We start from the raw sequence: 15932 nt of genomic DNA, 5'->3' as shown, positions 1-15932 counted from the left end.
CATGAGCCACTGGCCGGAAGGCTATGGCCGGCGCGTCTATGACACGCTCGATTCCACCCTTTCAGAGGCGGCGCGGTTACAGCAAGAGCTGACCGCACCGACTTGGATTCTCGCACTGGAGCAGACTGCCGCGCGGGGCCGCCGGGGCCGCAGTTGGACCACGCCGCGCGGCAATTTCGCGGCCACACTGATGATGCCGCGCAAAGAGCCGCCCGGCGTCGCCGCGCTGCGCTCCTTCGTGACATCACTGGCGCTCTACCGCGCCTTTGTTGCGGTGACCGGGCGCGAGGATGCCTTTGCCCTAAAATGGCCGAACGATGTGCTTTTGCGGGGCGGCAAGGTGGCGGGTATCCTGCTGGAAAGTGTGGGCGATCATCTGGCGATCGGCATCGGCGTGAACCTTGCCCATGGACCGGAGGCGAGCACGCTGGAAGCCCGCGCCCTGCCTGCGGTGACCCTCCGCGAAGCGGGGGCGAATGTGAGCGCCGAGGATTTCCTCGATGTGCTTGCGCGGGAATATGCCGGTCTCGAAGAGCAGTTCACGACCTATGGTTTCAGCACAATCCGCAGCGCATGGCTCGCCCATGCCGCGCGGCTCGGAGAGGTCATCACCGCCCGCACCATGCGCGATGAGATCACCGGCGTTTTCGAAGATGTAGACGGCGCAGGCAATCTGATCCTGCGCACCCGCGACGGCGCGGTGCCCATCACCGCAGCGGATGTGTTTTTCTAAAATCTGGGGGAGGGGAGGCACCATGCTTCTGGCAATCGACTGCGGCAATACCAATACCGTGTTCTCTATCTGGGACGGGGAAGAGTTTATCGCCACTTGGCGCACCTCGACCGAATGGAAACGCACGGCGGATCAATATTACGTCTGGCTTAACACGCTGATGCGGCTGCAAAATATCGACGCTGACATCACCGATATGATCATCAGCTCAACCGTGCCACGGGTGGTGTTCAACCTGCGCGTTCTGGCGGATCGCTACTTTCACACGCGCCCTCTTGTGGTGGGCAAACCGGGCTGCGAGTTGCCCATCGACGTGCGCGTGGATGCGGGCACGCAGGTCGGGCCCGACCGTTTGGTGAACACAGTGGCAGGCTATGACCTTTATGGCGGTGACCTGATTGTGGTGGACTTCGGCACTGCCACGACCTTTGACGTGGTGGCCGACGATGGGGCCTATATCGGGGGCGTGATCGCGCCGGGGGTGAACCTCAGCCTAGAGGCGCTGCATAGCGCCGCCGCCGCCTTGCCGCATGTCGATATTTCCAAACCGCCGCATGTGATTGGCACCAATACAGTGGCCTGTATGCAGTCCGGTGTCTTTTGGGGTTATGTCGGACTGGTTCGTGAGATATGTGAGCGCATAAGGGCGGAACGTGCGAGACCCATGCGCGTTATTGCCACGGGGGGTCTGGCACCGCTGTTTCAGCAGGCAGTCGACCTGTTCGATGATTATCAAGATGAACTCACGATGCACGGTCTGACCGTGATCCACGATTATAATAAGGACAAAGCTGAATAATATGAGCAGCGAACGATTTATCTATCTGCCCCTCGGTGGGGCGGGTGAAATTGGCATGAACGCCTATGTCTACGGTTACGGCAAACCCGGTAAAGAACGGCTGATCGTCGTCGACATCGGTGTGGCCTTTCCGGACATGGACAGTACGCCGGGCGTGGACCTGATCCTACCCGACATCTCTTGGCTGAAGAAGCGTCGCGATCAGATCGAAGCGATCTTTATCACCCACGCCCACGAAGACCACATCGGCGCCATCGCGCACTCCTACGAGGTGCTGAAAGCGCCGATCTATGCGCGCGCCTTTACCGCCAATATCGCCCGTCGGAAGATGTCTGAACACGGCCACCCCGAAGATGCGGTCACCTCGGTAAGTGCATGGCCAGAGCAGATCACTGCAGGCCCGTTCAAGGTGGGCTTCCTGCCGATCTCGCATTCGATCCCTGAATCCTCGGCCATGGTCATCGACACGCCCGAGGGGCGCACGATCCACTCCGGCGACTTCAAGATCGACCGCACGCCCGGCGTCGGCGAAGCCTTTGACGACGCACTTTGGGCCGAGGTCTGCAAGGATGGCGTCAATGCGCTGATCTGCGACAGTACCAATGTCTTCTCCGCTCATCCCGGCCGCTCAGAAGCGACCGTTGGGCCAGAGATCGAAAAGCTGGTCAGCAGTGCCGAGGGCATGGTCGTCGCCACCACCTTTGCCTCCAACGTGGCGCGGGTCAAAACGCTGGCAGAGGCGGGCGCACGGGCAGGGCGGTCGATCGTTCTGCTGGGCCGTGCGATGAACCGCATGGTCGAAGCCTCGATCCAGACCGGTGTGATGACAGACTTCCCGCCTGTCATCTCTCCCGAAAATGCCCGCGCTATCCCGCGCGAGAACCTGATGCTGCTGGTCACCGGTAGCCAAGGTGAACGCCGCGCGGCCTCTGCGCAGCTGGCACGGGGGAAGTATCAGGGCATCGAGTTGAAAGAGGGCGATCTGTTCCTCTTTTCGTCGAAGACCATCCCGGGCAATGAGCGCGGCGTGATCGGCATCATCAACCAGTTCTCTGAAAAGGGTGTGGATGTGGTGGATGATTCCTCGGGGCTCTATCACGTGTCAGGCCACGCGAACCGACCGGACCTTGAGACGCTGCATGCGATCGTCAAACCGCAGGTTCTGATCCCCATGCACGGCGAGCACCGTCACCTGCGCGAGCATGTGAAGATTGCCAATGCCAAGGGCATCACCGGCGTGTTGGCCGTGAACGGTATGATGATCGACCTGTCGGGCAACAAGCCCAAGGTGGTCGAACATGTCGACACGGGCCGCATGTATCTGGACGGGTCGGTTCAAGTCGGCGCGCTGGATGGTGTGATCCGCGACCGTATCCGCATGGCGCTGAACGGCCATGCCACCGTGACCATGATTTTGGATGCGGATGATGAGCCCTTGGGCGAGCCTTGGGTTGATCTGATGGGTTTGCCGGAGACAGGTCGGTCCAATGCACCGCTTGTGGATGTGCTGGAGCAAGACCTCAGCCAGTGGTTGAACCGTCAGAAAGCCGCCACCCTGCGGGATGACGACAAGCTGAACGACGGTCTGAAAAAGGTCGCACGTCAGTCGTCTTATGACGAAATCGGCAAGAAACCCGAAGTCACCGTGGTGGTCAGCCGTCTGAGCTGACCTCCTCCCCACCGCTGCACATATAGACCGCGCCGCCCACTGCGACCACGCTCACCCCCGTGGCCGCAAGGGCGGCGGGGGTCGATAGCGCGGTGGCCAGCGTCGTGCCTGTAGTCGCCAGATTGGCGCTCAGTGCAGATGCCCCTCCCGTCAAAATGAAGGCCCCGGATTTATGCGCCACGGCGCGTAGGTTGTCCGGCTGACTGATGGTGTCGACCGCGGATCGTGCGATGTTCTTGCTGATCTCGACGGTCTCTTCCTTGGTGGTGTTCACCCGTTCGCAAAAGGTCTTTTTGCAATAGCCGCGATAGTTCCGCGCGCCGGGGATCAGGAAATGCCCATCCTCGGGTGTGGCGGTCAGGCAATAGCCGTCGATCTGGTCGAGCGGCACAGTGGTGGCAAGGTAGTCAAACAGCACCCCGCTGTCACAGGCGGGTGGCGCGCCCCAGAGGCTGCTCCATTTCCGCGCGGGCCAATTCATCAGCCGTTCGCGGGCGCCGACTTCCTCGGCGAAATTGGCGAAATTCTCGGCCTCTACGACAACTTCGGCGCCGTTGACCTCGGCCCGGCAGCGCTCGGCGCTGGCAGGGGCAGAGATAAGGGCGGTCAGGGCAAGGGTGAGGGCGAAGAGAGCAGAGCGCAGCATGATGGTCCTATCTGAGAGGTTTCTCCTCCCATAGCACAGACGAAAAAGCCGCCAATCCCGGCAGGGATCAGCGGCGAATTCATGCCCGCGTGGGGCTGGTTTCAGATGCGCTCGCGGAAGCTTAGGCCGATAAAGTCAGGCGTGTGATCGCCCAGCCCGACGACGCGGTTGTCGTTGCCACCGCGTTTGTCATTCCGGCCCCGACCACGCGAAGGCTTGTCATTGTTGCCGCTGCGCTGTGATTTGCGCCCGCCCTGCGCGCTTTCGGCGTCGCGCTCTGGGGTCACATCGGCTTTGGCATCTTTCGGTGCCTCGGCCTGCGGCTGCTTGGCTTCATTGGAGGCCTCAACGGGCTTGTCCGTCTGAGGCTTATCCGTCTGGGGCTTATCCGTTTGGCGCCTATCCGTTTGGCGCTCGTCGGCCTGCGGTTGCTCAGCCTGTGGCTTATCGGCCTGTGGTTTGTCCGACTTGCGGCTGCGCGACCGGGTGCGCTTGGGCTTGTCATCGGTCTTGGCCGGGGCGTCAGACGCTTCTTCTGCTGGTTTGGCGTTGCCAAGCGGATTCTCGATGCGCGGAATTTCTTTTTGCACCAGACGCTCGACGTCTTCAAAGTTCTTGTCGTCGCGGGGCTGGCAGATCATGATCGCCTTGCCGTCGCGGCCCGCACGGCCGGTGCGGCCAATACGGTGAACGTAGTCCTCGGCGTGGCTGGGCACGTCGAAGTTGAAGACATGGCTCACGCTCGGCACATCAAGCCCGCGCGCGGCAACGTCTGAGGCCACGAGGAAACGCAGCTCGCCATTGCGGAAGCCTTCGAGCGTCTTGGTCCGCTGGCTTTGGTCCAGATCACCGTGGATCGGGGCGGCGTCATAGCCGTATTTCTTCAAAGACTTAGCAACGGTATCCACGTCCATCTTGCGGTTGCAGAAGATGATCGCGTTGGTGCATTTCTCGCCTTCGGCGTCGATCAGCAGACGCAGCAACTTGCGCTTCTCGGTGGCTTCACGGTCCTTGCGCGAGGCTTTGAACATGACAACGCCCTGTTCGATCGTCTCGCTCGTGGTGGCCTGACGCGCCACTTCGATCCGCTCAGGATTGCTGAGGAAAGTGTTGGTGATCCGCTCAATCTCTGGCGCCATGGTGGCCGAGAAGAACAGCGTCTGACGGGTGAAGGGCGTGAGGCCGAAGATCCGTTCGATATCGGGGATGAACCCCATGTCGAGCATCCGGTCGGCTTCGTCCACGACCATGACTTTCACGTCCGAGAGGATCAGCTTGCCCCGCTCGAAATGATCGAGCAGGCGGCCCGGTGTGGCGATCAGCACGTCGACGCCTTTGTCGATCAGCTTGTCTTGCTCTTTAAAGCTCACGCCGCCGATCAGCAGCGCTTTGGTGAGCTTGAGGTGCTTGGAATAGGTGTCAAAGTTCTCGGCCACCTGTGCGGCCAATTCCCGCGTGGGGCAAAGCACGAGGCTGCGCGGCATCCGCGCACGAGCGCGGCCCCGGGCGAGCAGCGACAGCATCGGCAGCGTGAAGCTGGCGGTCTTGCCGGTGCCGGTCTGGGCGATGCCCAAGACGTCGCGGCCTTCGAGAGCGGGGGGAATGGCGCCCGCCTGAATAGGTGTGGGCGATTCGTAGCCAGCCTCTACAACAGCTTTGAGGACCTTGGCATTCAGGTTTAGATCGGTAAATTTTGTCATGTGCGTCCGGGTTGAGCGGACACTGACTTGGCCCGCGGCAGCAATACAAGCCGGCCCGAATGGCCCTAGGGGCGGCATATGCCGCGGCATGTTGCGAAAGCGCATAGCAAGTTGCGGCCCAGCCGTCAAACACTTGACCTCTCAGGCGCTTAACTTGCGAAATGGCGCGACACCTTTGCATCAAGGTCGAGATCGGCAAGGCGCAGCAATCCCTTCGCCTTTAGGGTTGCGCGCAACTCGGGGGTGTCGGCGCAGACCTCATTGAAAAAGGCGCGCAATCCCGCCTCGCCCCCTTCGGCTTCGATCATGGAAAAAAGCTCATGCATCGACAGCCCACCGCGATCACGGGGCCGGTTGGGGGCGAGATCGGAACGGTAAGAGCCTTTTTCCAGCCGGTAGCGATAGGCGGCCAGCCAGTCGGGCCAGCTTTTCGCGTGCAGATGCGCCAGATCAATGCCGGGCTGCTGCTCTGGCCCCTCAATCATCGCGTCATTCTGAAAAGCGTTGTGTATTTGAAGACGAACGTCGGCCATCCCGGTGCGGACAAAGACCTTTCCGGCCAAATGGCTCAAGAATCCCCCTTTGACGTATTCGCCATAGGTTGGATAAAGCTCCGACACGATCTGCGCCCGCTGCGGGCCGTTTGGAATGAAGGATTTGAAGGCTGTCGCATCGCCTGCCAAAGCCTCCATCGGGCGGATGCGGGCGATCTTTTGCGCTGCGGGCAGGGCGGCGAGCACCTGTCCCACAGGGCGCTCGGCAACGAGGAATTCATCCACATCCATATGGATCAGCCAATCCACATCATCCGCGCGGTTATAGGCGCGGGTGGCGTTCTGGCTTTGGCGGACCTGATGCTTTTGGGGGCGTTTGCCACAGAGCTTTTGCCAATAGGCATCATCGCAGGTGACGACGCGGATCTTGGGTTGGGCTTTCAAACTGTCGAAAGCCTCTGGGTTCTCAGCGTCGAGAAATAGATAGAGCCGATGCGCACCTGCCTCAAGATGGTAGGCGGCAAAGCGTCGTATCTCGTCAGCGGGGGCCAAAATTGTGGCAACCAGCCCCCATTTCGTCGTCGTCGTCATCGCGTCTCCCCAGTTGGGTCCAGAATGCCATGATTGCGCACGAAATCAAGGCTTACGACCCATACCGGAGAGGCTAATTCAGACCATCATTTCCTTGGTCGCGGTAAGTTTCACATCCGGGTAATCGCGCTCAACCCGGTCGATGTCCCATTGCAGACGGGTCAGGTAAACGATGTCGCCGTCGTGGTCATGAGCGATGTGCTGTTTGTTGCTTTCGGTAAACTTATCAACGGCTTGTTTCATGCCGTTCACCCAGCGAGCCGAGGTGAATTGCGACGGCTCGAACCGCACCGGCAGCCCGTATTCCAACTCAATCCGGCTGGCGAGCACTTCGAATTGCAACTGGCCAACAACGCCCACAACAAAACCCGAGCCGATGGAGGGCTTGAACACTTTCGCGGCACCTTCTTCGGCAAATTGCATCAGCGCTTTCTCAAGATGTTTCGCTTTCAGCGGATCGCCCGCGCGGACCGATTGCAGCAGTTCGGGCGCGAAGGAGGGGATGCCGCTGACGCGCAGCGCTTCGCCTTGGGTCAGCGTGTCACCGATGCGCAGCTGCCCGTGGTTGGGGATGCCGATGATGTCACCGGCCCAAGCCTCTTCGGCCAATTCGCGGTCGGAGGCCAAGAACATCACCGGGTTGGAAATCGTCATCGGTTTCTTGGTGCGGACATGGGTCATTTTCATGCCGCGCTCGAAATGCCCCGAGGCAAGGCGCACAAAGGCGACCCGGTCGCGGTGTTTGGGGTCCATATTGGCCTGCACCTTAAAGACAAAGCCCGCGACCTTGGTTTCTTCGGGCAGAATCTGACGCGGCGTGGCGGCTTGGATCTGCGGCTCCGGCCCGTATTTGGCGATGCCGTCCATCAGTTCACGCACCCCGAAAGAGTTGATCGCAGAGCCGAACCAGATCGGCGTCAGCGTGCCTTCGTGCATCGCTTTGAGGTCCAAGGGCGGCAGCAATTCGCGCGCCATCTCAAGGTCTTCGCGCAGCTTTTCCAGCAGGGCGGCGGGGACGTGTTCGGCCAGCTTGGGGTCATCCAAGCCTTCGATCTTGATGCTGTCCGCCACGCGGTTCCGGTCGGCGCGGTCCATCAGTTCCAGGCGGTCGCGCAGCATGTCATAGCAGCCCACGAAATCGCGGCCCACACCGATGGGCCAGCTTGCGGGCGTCACGTCGATGGCAAGGTTTTCTTGAATTTCGTCAATGATCTCAAAGGTGTCGCGGCTCTCGCGGTCCATCTTGTTACAGAAGGTCAGGATCGGCAGGTCGCGCATCCGGCAGACTTCAAACAGCTTCTGCGTCTGGCTTTCCACACCCTTGGCGCCATCGATCACCATCACGGCGGCATCTACCGCCGTCAGCGTGCGGTAGGTGTCTTCCGAAAAATCCGAGTGGCCGGGCGTATCAACGAGGTTGAACCGATAATTGGTGTCACCACTGTGGAAATCAAACGACATGGCAGAGGCCGAGACCGAAATGCCCCGGTCCTTTTCCATCGCCATAAAGTCCGACCGCGTGCGCCGTGCTTCGCCCTTGGCGCGCACTTGGCCAGCCATCTGAATGGCCCCGCCGAACAGCAGGAACTTTTCAGTCAGCGTGGTCTTGCCCGCGTCAGGGTGGCTGATGATCGCAAAGGTGCGACGGCGCGCGATCTCGGCGGGCAGGGCGGGGCGGTTTTGCGGCGTGTCCAACATCCGCCCCATATAGGCTGCGCCGCGACCGGGCGCAATCTGGCCATTGCTGCGAATCGGCTCTCAGCATAGGATGAGAACATAAGTGGTACATGGAGGGTTTTGCGATGGAACTGAAAGAGATTGCTCAAGAGTTGGTAAACGGTTGCCGGGCCGGTGCCGCCAAAGTGCGTGAGAACCTTGATAAGTTATATGCCGAGGATGCCGTTTCGGTAGAGGCCGCCGATATGGGCGGGCAGGGGCGTGAGACGCATGGGATCAAGGCCATCCACGGCAAACACGACTGGTGGGAAAACGCGATGGAAGAGCACGCGACCGAAATCTCTGGCCCGTTTTATTTCGGCGATGAGCAGTTCAGCGCGGTCTTCAAGGTCGACGCCACGGACAAGCAAAGCGGCGACCGCTTTCAGATGGAAGAGATCGGCGTTTATCACGTGAAAGACGGCAAGATCGTCCGGGAAGAGTTTCACTATGCCGTTGAGGCCCCCTAACGGGTCGAGGCTTTGCGCAGCAGCGCCGCCGCATCGGGGCGGTTGAGCAACGCCTCCGCCAGATCGAGCCCGGCATGGGGCAGGTCGGAATGGCCGGGGATCACCTCGCCCAAGGCCGCCGCCATTTCGGGCGGCAGGACAGAGCGGGTGCGGCTGTCGACCAGCATGGATTCGGCGGCGATCCCTTCGGCATAGATGATCTGATGGCTGTCAAAGAGCAGTTGGAAGTAATCGACAAAGCCGCCGTCCTGCACCGTCACGCTGTCACCATTGACCAGATGCCGCGCCTTCACCAGCAATTCGGATCGGCCCGCGCCCATCTCATCACTGCGTTGATAGATAAAAAGCCGGTGGTCGGGGCTGACGATCAGGTCATGTTCGTTGTTCAGCGTGCCTGCCTGAATGCGGATCGGGGCGAATTCGCCCACCGCGCGCAGGGTGCTTTGACCGATCCAGCGTAGGGTTTGAACGCCGTCGTCGCGGGTTAGGATACGGTCACCGACGCGAAGGTCTTCGATGGGGCGCAACTCTCCGGTGCTGAGCGAGATATGGGTGCCGCGTGTGAAGGACACGCAGGCGAGTTGGCCGAATTTCTGACGTGCGGTCTGGGTGTCGATGCCCACAATACGGTAGCCCGTCTGCGGGGTCAGCGGGCCAAGCGGCAAAAGGTACACCTCAGCCGCGTGGCCGTTGCCATCAACCTCGACCAGCAGCAGCGCCTCTTGGGTCTGCCCGTCGGGCGACATCAGCGTCAGCAGGCTATCAAGGTGCAGGTCCGCGCCGGGGGTGCCCACGCCGGTATCCTCGGCAAGACGCAATTGATCGCCCGGCAGGGTCAGCAACGACAGGCGCTGTGGCTCGGCTGCGCGGTCCAACTCATAGACATCATCCAACACCAATTCGGCGGCAAAACTCAGCGTATCGCCCATATTCGCCCCGTCGCTCGCGCAAAATTGCCCGGCGCGGTAGACGGCGATGTTCTGTGCGGGGGCGGTGCGGGTGCGGGACATGACGGGCCTTTGGCTTTGGGGCTTTCGCCAGCGGGATAAGGTAGAATTGTGGCCCGGATGGGTCAAGGCCCGGGTGATTTGCTGGCATTGGCCGCAGGGCGTGGTAGGCATATGCAAATGCATAGGAGGAATCGCAAAATGGATTTGGGAATCAAGGGGAAGAAGGCGCTGGTCTGTGCCTCGTCCAAAGGGCTTGGCCTTGGCTGCGCCGAGGCGCTGGCGGCGGCAGGGGTGAACCTTGTGATGAACGCGCGCGGCGCAGAGGCGCTTGAGGCATCGGCGGAACGTATCCGTCAGGATTACGGCGTTGAGGTCGTTACCGTGGCGGCGGATGTGGCCACCGAGGAGGGGCAGGCGCTGGTCATCAAGGCCGCTGAGGGCTGTGACATCCTCGTCAACAACGCGGGCGGCCCGCCTCCGGGGATGTGGCATGACTGGGACCGCGAAGATTTCATCAAGGCGCTCGATGCCAATATGCTGGCCCCCATCGCGCTGATCAAAGCGCTGGTGCCCGGCATGATGGACCGTGGCTGGGGCCGGGTCGTGAACATCACCAGCCAGTCGGTGCGCGCGCCGATTGCTGTTTTGGGTCTGAGCAACTCGGCACGGACCGGGCTTACGGGCTATGTCGCGGGCACCGCGCGTCAGGTCGCGGGCAAGGGGGTCACGATTAACAACCTGCTGCCGGGCATCCATGCCACCGACCGCGCGGATTCGCTTGATGCGGGGGTGGTCAAGCAGAAGGGCATCACGCTGGACGAGGCCCGCGCCGAGCGGCAGGCGGGCATTCCCGCAGGCCGCTATGGCACCCGTGATGAATTCGGCGCGACCTGTGCGTTCCTTTGTTCGCAGCACGCGGGCTTCATCGTGGGCCAGAACCTGCTGCTGGATGGCGGCGGCACCAATCTCACCATGTAAGCTGAGTTTGGCCGGGGCGCGCGTCCCGGCCATTGCACTTCGCATCGGATCACATTCCTGACAGCAGTGGTTTCAGCGCTGGCGGGGATTGAGGGCGGCGGCTAACCCTTGAGGGTCAGCTTTTCGAAAAAGGTCCGTCCGCATGCAAACCACCGTTCTTGTCCTTCTTTTCGCGGCCATAATCCTTGCCAGCCTGCTGGTGGCCCCGCGTCGCGCAACGGTCGAAGGGTTCTTTGGTGGCGCCAATGCGGCGGGCCGTGCGCCGGGGCTTTGGGTGCTGGTGCTAAGCCAAGTCACCACATGGATTTTTGCCCGCAGCCTAATGAACGCCGCGATCTTGGGCTATTTCTACGGCATCGCGGGCACGCTGGCCTATGCGGCCTATTATGGCTCATTCCTGACGGGCGGCTTTATCGTGGGGCAGTTGCGCCGGGGCGGCGCGCGGTCGGTGCAAGACTGGCTGGGTGGGCATTTCGGGCGTTCGGGCACGGCGGCCTATAACCTCGTGATCGGGCTGCGGCTGCTGTCCGAGGTCTTTGCCAATCTGCTGGTCGTTGCGCTGATTTTCGAGGCCGTCTGGCCGGGGTCCGGCACGCTGGCGGTGCTGATCGTCGCGGCTTTGGGCTTTGGCTATTCGGCATGGGGCGGGCTTTCCGCCGCGCTGCGCACGGATGTGGTGCAGATGCTGGTCTTTCTTGTCGTTTTCGGCCTCGCGCTTGGCGCGCTGCTGCTGAGCCCGGGGTTCGAACTTGGCGCGGTGCTGAGTGCGCCGGGCGTCTCGGGGCCCTATAACGGTTGGGTGCTTTTGGCGGTCGCCCTGTTGCAGGTCTTCTCCTACCCCGCCCATGACCCGGTGATGATGGACCGCGGCTTTCTGGCCGATGAAACAACCACGCGGGCCTCTTTCTTGCACGCTTTTTGGATTTCGACGCTTTGCATCATCGGCTTTGGCTTTTTCGGCATCCAAGCCAGCCTGACCGGTGCGGCCTATGAAGGCGAATTGATCGGCACATGGGGGCAGATGTTTCCGGGCTGGATCTTCGTGGCGCTGATGCTGTCGCTGCTGGTCTCGGCACTGTCGACGCTCGATTCCGCATTGGCTTCGGCCGCGCGACTGATGGTCGAAGAATGGCGCATCGCGCCGCGCAGCCTGAGGGGCGGGCGGCTGGTGATGGCGGGGTTCATGGCGCTTGGTGCGCTGCTGACGCTTTGGGGCAATGCCACGCTTTTCGATGCCGTGGCGGTCAGCGGGACCGCGTCGATGTTCCTTACCCCGGTGCTGCTGGTAGGGCTGGTGGCCGGGCGCCGCATCGCGGTCTGGAGTTACCTCGCCGCCTTTGCCGCCGCGATGCTGGGGGCTGCGGCCTATTTCGCACGGGGCTGGGCGCCGGTGGCCTCCATTTTGCCTGAGGGGCATAAATACGAGCAATTGCTGGTGATTTGCGTGATCGTGCTACTGGCCGGGTTCGCAGCGGTGCTTGCGGGGGCGCGGCGAGGCTGATAGCTGGGTTTCCGAGTGATTTGATCGGATACCGCAGTTTCCATGAGTGACCCCACCCCCCGACTGGAAATCCGCAATTTGCGGCGCGCCTATGGCGGGCGGCAGGTTGTCGATGACGTGTCTTTGCAGATCATGCCGGGGCAGGTGACCTGTCTGCTTGGCCCCTCGGGCTGCGGCAAATCCACGACGCTGCGCATGATCGCGGGTGTTGAGATGCAAGACAGCGGCACGATCCACGTCGATGGCAAGCTAATCTGCGACACCATGTTCCGCGTCCCGCCAGAGCGGCGCGAGATTGGGCTGATGTTTCAGGATTTCGCCCTGTTTCCGCATCTGAGCGTGGCCGACAACGTGGGCTTTGGCCTCAAGAAAGGCACCAAGGCCGAGAAGCGTGCGCGGATTGAGGAATTGCTCGAACGGGTGGACCTTCTGCGCTACATCGACGGCTATCCGCACCAGCTTTCGGGCGGGGAGCAGCAGCGCGTGGCGCTGGCCCGTGCGCTGGCGCCGCAGCCGCGCATCATGCTGATGGATGAGCCCTTTTCCGGCCTCGACAACCGTCTGCGCGACGGCATCCGCGATGAGACCCTGAGCATCCTGAAAGAAGAAGACACTGCCGTTCTGCTGGTCACCCATGAGCCGGATGAGGCGATGCGCATGGCCGATGAGATTGCGCTGATGCGCGACGGCAAGATCGTCCAGCAGGGCGCGCCCTATAACGTCTATACGCGGCCCGTCGATCGCGCCTCTGTCGCATTTTTCAGCGATGCCAATGTGCTTGAGGCCACGGTGACCGGGGCGCTGGCCGATACCGTCTTTGGCCAATTCCTGGCCCCCGGGGTGCCAGATGGCACGCCGGTAAATATTGTCTTTCGCCCCCAACACCTGCGCATCGACTTTGACCGGGCGGGCAAAGGCCCACGGCCCACGGCGACCGATGGCACACCGGCCCGCGCCGTGGTGGAACGTGCGCGCTTTATGGGGAACGAAAGCCTTGTTGAATTTGTGTTGGAAGAGGACGGATCGCGGCTCAAGGCCACGGTGCCAAATGTCTTTTTGCCGCAACCCGGCGCCGTCATGTGGCTGACCGTGCGCCGCGATCGTTGCTTTGTCTTTCCGGTGACCTCATGAAGCCGCTGTTGGTGGAATTCGGCATGGGCTCCTCGCTGCGGCGCGGTGATTATACGCAGGCCGCGAAACGCGCGGTGCAGGATGCGCTGTGGCATAATTCGATCAATCTGGCCGAGCTTTTCGGTTTCGATAAATCGGCCATGCGCATCACCCTCGACGTGGGCGTGCAGCGCCCCGATCTGGTCGACGCCGAAGCGCTGCGCGCGGTCTTTCCCTATGGCGAGGTGACGGTGAACCTGCATCACGGCGGGCTCGACGTGCCGCGCCCCGAAGGGGAAGGGAACCCAACCGTCATGGCCAATGTGGCCCTTTCCGTGGGCTTCGACATGGAGCGTGCCGATGGCTGAGCAGCGGATCATCATCGAAATGGGCATGGGCAACGATCTGCACGGGATGGACTATACCAAAGCCGCCGCCCGCGCGATCGAGGATGCCCTGCGCCATTCCTCTCTGCCGCTTTTCGGCGCGCTTGACGTGACCCCGGACCAAATGCGTGTGCAGGTCACCGTGGCGGTGCAAGAGCCTGAAAAGGTAGATGTCGATGCGCTGGTGGCCAATCTGCCGCGTGGCCGGGCCGAGGTACGTGCCGTGAAGGGTGGGCTGAACGTGCCGACAGGGCAGGATACCATTGTGATCGCGCAGGCGAGTGTCGAGGCGTTCTTGCCACCGCAGACCGGTTGGCAACTGAAGGGCTGAGCCGGGGGGCAGACCGTCCGGGCGGTCTGGGCCAGCCAAGCGGACCTGCGCCCGTGATTCAGGGCTAGGGGTGGTAGTCAGCCAGCGTTTTGCCCGGCTCGTCGACGAACAGCTCCGGCAAGGCCTCGGCGCTCTCGATCTGATCGATCGCGTAGGTAGCAAATCCCATTTCATCTTCGCACCAGGCGGTCAGCATCCAAAACTGCCCCCAATTCTCAACCTTCAGTGGCCGCAGCACGCGGGTCTCTTCCCCCGCGACCCCGATCCGCAGCTTCTGACGCGCCAGCACCGCGGCGCGCAGCACCGGCAAATGGGCAAAAACCCGCGTGGCCTTGCCCTGCGCCGTCAGCGCCTGCGACCAAGCGGCCCCCTCGGCGATGGTCTCGGTCGGCAAGACCGCGTCGAACTTGGCGGCCAATGTCTCTGCTGCGCCCTGTAAGGCGGGGTCGCCAACCTCTGCCGCGACAGCAAGGCCGAGGTTCAGCGCCTCCAACTCGGACGGAGTTAAGGTCAGCGGGGGCAGGGTGATCGCAGGGGTGATCCGATAGCCTTCGCCCCGCGTCCCGGCGATGGACAGGCCCGCCGCGCTGAGCTTGCCCATATCGCGGTAGATCGTGCGAGGGGAAACGCCAAACAGCCGGGCCAAATCCTCGGCCCGGTGCAGCCGCCCATCCCGCAGCCTGTCGATCAACCGCACGAGCCGATCTTCGGTTTTCGTTGACACCATGACGCCTCCTGACGCTCCTGACAAAAACATGTCATAAGGGGAATTGCACGCCCGAAAATCGGCAGTCCTTTGCCCGCAGCACCGCCCATCCGCCGCTTTGCCCCTTCATGGTCCTGCCGCCGCCCGCTATCACAGGCAGGACGGCGCTGCATGACTTGCGCCAAACATGATGGGAGAACAGACATGTTGAACAATATCGGACTGCCGGGCCTGCTGCTGATCGCGGTTGTCGTGCTGGTGCTTTTCGGCCGCGGCAAGATTTCCTCGCTCATGGGTGAAGTCGGCAAAGGCATCACCAGCTTCAAAAAAGGCATCAGCGAAGGTGAAGAAGAGACCAAGCGCACCGACGACATCAAACATGTCGACGAAGTGCACCATGCCGACCTGCCCGAGCATACCGATCAGGGCACGCATCCCAAGAACGACCTGAAGGCCGACAAGGACCGGGTGTAACCCGATGTTCGATCTGGGTTGGACGGAACTTTTAGTCATCGGCGTGGTGGCCCTGATCGTGGTCGGCCCCAAGGACCTGCCCGTGCTGTTTCGGCGCGTTGGGCAATTCGTGGGCAAGGCCAAGGGCATGGCGCGTGAATTCAGTCAGGCCATGAATGACGCCGCCGACGAGAGCGGCATGCGCGAGATGTCGTCGTCGCTGAACAAGTCGCTGAAAACCGCGACCAACCCGCTCGGCAGCGCCATGGATGAGGTGAAGGACGCGACCCGCTCGCTGACCAACTTCGACCCCGAGAGCGAGACCGGCAAATTGGCGGCGCAAAAGGCCGAGGATGTGAAGAAGATCCAAGCCAGCACCGCCCGCGCCGCAGCCGAGCGCAAGCAGCGCGAAGCGGCTGAAGCCATGTCTCAGGCCGAGGCGGCAGAGGCGAAGCTTTCTGACACGGCCCCGGCCCGGGACGAGGCTGCGAAAGCTGCACCGGCGCGGCCCGTGATCGAGAAAGACGCGGCACCAGCCAAGGCGGCGCCTGCTAAAGCGGCCTCAACCAAAGCGGCGCCGGTCAAAACAGCGGCCAAAGCAGCGCCGAAAAAGTCTGCTGCCAAGAAACCCGCTGCCAAAAAGCCTGCCGCCAAAAAGCCAGCGGCAGCCAAACCCGCTGCGAAAAAAGAGTAAGTTAA

Annotated in this window: 17 protein-coding genes; 11 read left to right on the top strand and 6 right to left on the bottom strand. The window is 61.9% G+C overall.

Annotated features, from left to right (window positions below; translation table 11 throughout):
- Position 1 precedes the first annotated feature (1 nt).
- Genes K3758_RS11205 through K3758_RS11195 form a run of 3 tightly spaced genes read left to right on the top strand, consistent with a single transcriptional unit; the run spans position 2 to position 3201 of the window.
- Positions 2–733, top strand: a complete 732-nt coding sequence (locus K3758_RS11205) for a biotin--[acetyl-CoA-carboxylase] ligase (protein WP_259944809.1) — start codon at positions 2–4, stop codon at positions 731–733.
- A gap of 22 nt (positions 734–755) precedes the next feature.
- Positions 756–1532, top strand: coding sequence for a type III pantothenate kinase (locus K3758_RS11200; protein WP_259944806.1), 777 nt, complete (start codon positions 756–758; stop codon positions 1530–1532).
- A gap of 1 nt (position 1533) precedes the next feature.
- Positions 1534–3201, top strand: a complete 1668-nt coding sequence (locus tag K3758_RS11195) for a ribonuclease J (protein WP_259944803.1) — start codon at positions 1534–1536, stop codon at positions 3199–3201.
- Here the strand turns inward: K3758_RS11195 and K3758_RS11190 are convergent.
- From K3758_RS11190 to K3758_RS11175, 4 genes are all read right to left on the bottom strand, one after another.
- Positions 3185–3847 (bottom strand): hypothetical protein, encoded by a 663-nt coding sequence (locus K3758_RS11190; protein WP_259944801.1) that lies wholly within the window; start codon positions 3845–3847, stop codon positions 3185–3187. The genes K3758_RS11195 and K3758_RS11190 overlap by 17 nt on opposite strands.
- A 101-nt stretch (positions 3848–3948) precedes the next feature.
- Positions 3949–5547, bottom strand: coding sequence for a DEAD/DEAH box helicase (locus K3758_RS11185; RefSeq protein ID WP_259944799.1), 1599 nt, complete (start codon positions 5545–5547; stop codon positions 3949–3951).
- A 149-nt stretch (positions 5548–5696) separates the two neighbouring features.
- Positions 5697–6632, bottom strand: a complete 936-nt coding sequence (locus tag K3758_RS11180) for a glycosyltransferase family 2 protein (protein WP_259944797.1) — start codon at positions 6630–6632, stop codon at positions 5697–5699.
- Between the two features lie 78 nt (positions 6633–6710).
- Positions 6711–8330, bottom strand: coding sequence for a peptide chain release factor 3 (locus K3758_RS11175; protein ID WP_259950072.1), 1620 nt, complete (start codon positions 8328–8330; stop codon positions 6711–6713).
- A 104-nt stretch (positions 8331–8434) separates the two neighbouring features.
- Here K3758_RS11175 and K3758_RS11170 point away from each other — a divergent pair, with 104 nt between their 5' ends.
- Positions 8435–8818, top strand: a complete 384-nt coding sequence (locus tag K3758_RS11170) for a nuclear transport factor 2 family protein (RefSeq protein ID WP_259944795.1) — start codon at positions 8435–8437, stop codon at positions 8816–8818.
- Here the strand turns inward: K3758_RS11170 and K3758_RS11165 are convergent.
- Positions 8815–9828, bottom strand: coding sequence for a Hint domain-containing protein (locus K3758_RS11165; RefSeq protein WP_259944793.1), 1014 nt, complete (start codon positions 9826–9828; stop codon positions 8815–8817). The two genes, K3758_RS11170 and K3758_RS11165, sit on opposite strands and share 4 nt — an antisense overlap.
- A gap of 138 nt (positions 9829–9966) precedes the next feature.
- Here K3758_RS11165 and K3758_RS11160 point away from each other — a divergent pair, with 138 nt between their 5' ends.
- From K3758_RS11160 to K3758_RS11140, 5 genes are all read left to right on the top strand, one after another.
- Complete coding sequence (locus tag K3758_RS11160) at positions 9967–10746, top strand: SDR family oxidoreductase (protein WP_259944791.1); 780 nt, start codon at positions 9967–9969, stop codon at positions 10744–10746.
- Between the two features lie 142 nt (positions 10747–10888).
- Positions 10889–12247 carry a sodium:proline symporter gene (locus K3758_RS11155; RefSeq protein ID WP_259944789.1) on the top strand — a complete coding sequence of 453 codons (1359 nt, stop codon included), beginning with the start codon at positions 10889–10891 and terminating at the stop codon, positions 12245–12247.
- A gap of 42 nt (positions 12248–12289) precedes the next feature.
- Positions 12290–13378: an ABC transporter ATP-binding protein gene (locus K3758_RS11150; protein ID WP_259944787.1), complete on the top strand. Its 1089-nt coding sequence runs from the start codon at positions 12290–12292 to the stop codon at positions 13376–13378.
- Positions 13375–13725, top strand: a complete 351-nt coding sequence (locus K3758_RS11145) for a Lin0512 family protein (RefSeq protein WP_259944785.1) — start codon at positions 13375–13377, stop codon at positions 13723–13725. Before K3758_RS11150 ends, K3758_RS11145 begins: the two co-directional genes overlap by 4 nt.
- On the top strand, positions 13718–14074 hold the full coding sequence (locus tag K3758_RS11140; protein ID WP_259944783.1) for a Lin0512 family protein: 357 nt from the start codon (positions 13718–13720) through the stop codon (positions 14072–14074). The genes K3758_RS11145 and K3758_RS11140 overlap by 8 nt, the downstream gene beginning before the upstream one ends.
- A 64-nt stretch (positions 14075–14138) precedes the next feature.
- Here the strand turns inward: K3758_RS11140 and K3758_RS11135 are convergent, their stop codons facing one another.
- Positions 14139–14801 carry a YafY family protein gene (locus tag K3758_RS11135; RefSeq protein ID WP_259944781.1) on the bottom strand — a complete coding sequence of 221 codons (663 nt, stop codon included), beginning with the start codon at positions 14799–14801 and terminating at the stop codon, positions 14139–14141.
- Positions 14802–14984: 183 nt separating this feature from the next.
- Between K3758_RS11135 and K3758_RS11130 the strand changes: the two genes are divergently transcribed.
- Positions 14985–15254, top strand: a complete 270-nt coding sequence (locus K3758_RS11130; RefSeq protein WP_259944779.1) for a twin-arginine translocase TatA/TatE family subunit — start codon at positions 14985–14987, stop codon at positions 15252–15254.
- A 4-nt stretch (positions 15255–15258) separates the two neighbouring features.
- Complete coding sequence (gene tatB, locus K3758_RS11125) at positions 15259–15927, top strand: Sec-independent protein translocase protein TatB (protein WP_259944777.1); 669 nt, start codon at positions 15259–15261, stop codon at positions 15925–15927.
- The last annotated feature ends 5 nt before the right edge of the window (positions 15928–15932 follow it).

Source organism: Sulfitobacter sp. W002, assembly GCF_025142135.1.
Classification (GTDB): Bacteria; Pseudomonadota; Alphaproteobacteria; order Rhodobacterales; family Rhodobacteraceae; genus Sulfitobacter; species Sulfitobacter profundi.
The sequence above is the reverse complement of the archived record's forward strand: the minus strand, read 5'-3'. Positions and strand labels throughout refer to the sequence as shown.

Bases quoted from the DNA above. Each gene is read 5' to 3' on its own strand.
- K3758_RS11205 (WP_259944809.1), top strand. From the start codon at position 2: ATGAGCCACTGGCCGGAAGGCTATGGCCGGCGCGTCTATGACACGCTC.
- K3758_RS11200 (WP_259944806.1), top strand. From the start codon at position 756: ATGCTTCTGGCAATCGACTGCGGCAATACCAATACCGTGTTCTCTATC.
- K3758_RS11195 (WP_259944803.1), top strand. From the start codon at position 1,534: ATGAGCAGCGAACGATTTATCTATCTGCCCCTCGGTGGGGCGGGTGAA.
- K3758_RS11190 (WP_259944801.1), bottom strand. From the start codon at position 3,847: ATGCTGCGCTCTGCTCTCTTCGCCCTCACCCTTGCCCTGACCGCCCTT.
- K3758_RS11185 (WP_259944799.1), bottom strand. From the start codon at position 5,547: ATGACAAAATTTACCGATCTAAACCTGAATGCCAAGGTCCTCAAAGCT.
- K3758_RS11180 (WP_259944797.1), bottom strand. From the start codon at position 6,632: ATGACGACGACGACGAAATGGGGGCTGGTTGCCACAATTTTGGCCCCC.
- K3758_RS11175 (WP_259950072.1), bottom strand. From the start codon at position 8,330: ATGTTGGACACGCCGCAAAACCGCCCCGCCCTGCCCGCCGAGATCGCG.
- K3758_RS11170 (WP_259944795.1), top strand. From the start codon at position 8,435: ATGGAACTGAAAGAGATTGCTCAAGAGTTGGTAAACGGTTGCCGGGCC.
- K3758_RS11165 (WP_259944793.1), bottom strand. From the start codon at position 9,828: ATGTCCCGCACCCGCACCGCCCCCGCACAGAACATCGCCGTCTACCGC.
- K3758_RS11160 (WP_259944791.1), top strand. From the start codon at position 9,967: ATGGATTTGGGAATCAAGGGGAAGAAGGCGCTGGTCTGTGCCTCGTCC.
- K3758_RS11155 (WP_259944789.1), top strand. From the start codon at position 10,889: ATGCAAACCACCGTTCTTGTCCTTCTTTTCGCGGCCATAATCCTTGCC.
- K3758_RS11150 (WP_259944787.1), top strand. From the start codon at position 12,290: ATGAGTGACCCCACCCCCCGACTGGAAATCCGCAATTTGCGGCGCGCC.
- K3758_RS11145 (WP_259944785.1), top strand. From the start codon at position 13,375: ATGAAGCCGCTGTTGGTGGAATTCGGCATGGGCTCCTCGCTGCGGCGC.
- K3758_RS11140 (WP_259944783.1), top strand. From the start codon at position 13,718: ATGGCTGAGCAGCGGATCATCATCGAAATGGGCATGGGCAACGATCTG.
- K3758_RS11135 (WP_259944781.1), bottom strand. From the start codon at position 14,801: ATGGTGTCAACGAAAACCGAAGATCGGCTCGTGCGGTTGATCGACAGG.
- K3758_RS11130 (WP_259944779.1), top strand. From the start codon at position 14,985: ATGTTGAACAATATCGGACTGCCGGGCCTGCTGCTGATCGCGGTTGTC.
- tatB (WP_259944777.1), top strand. From the start codon at position 15,259: ATGTTCGATCTGGGTTGGACGGAACTTTTAGTCATCGGCGTGGTGGCC.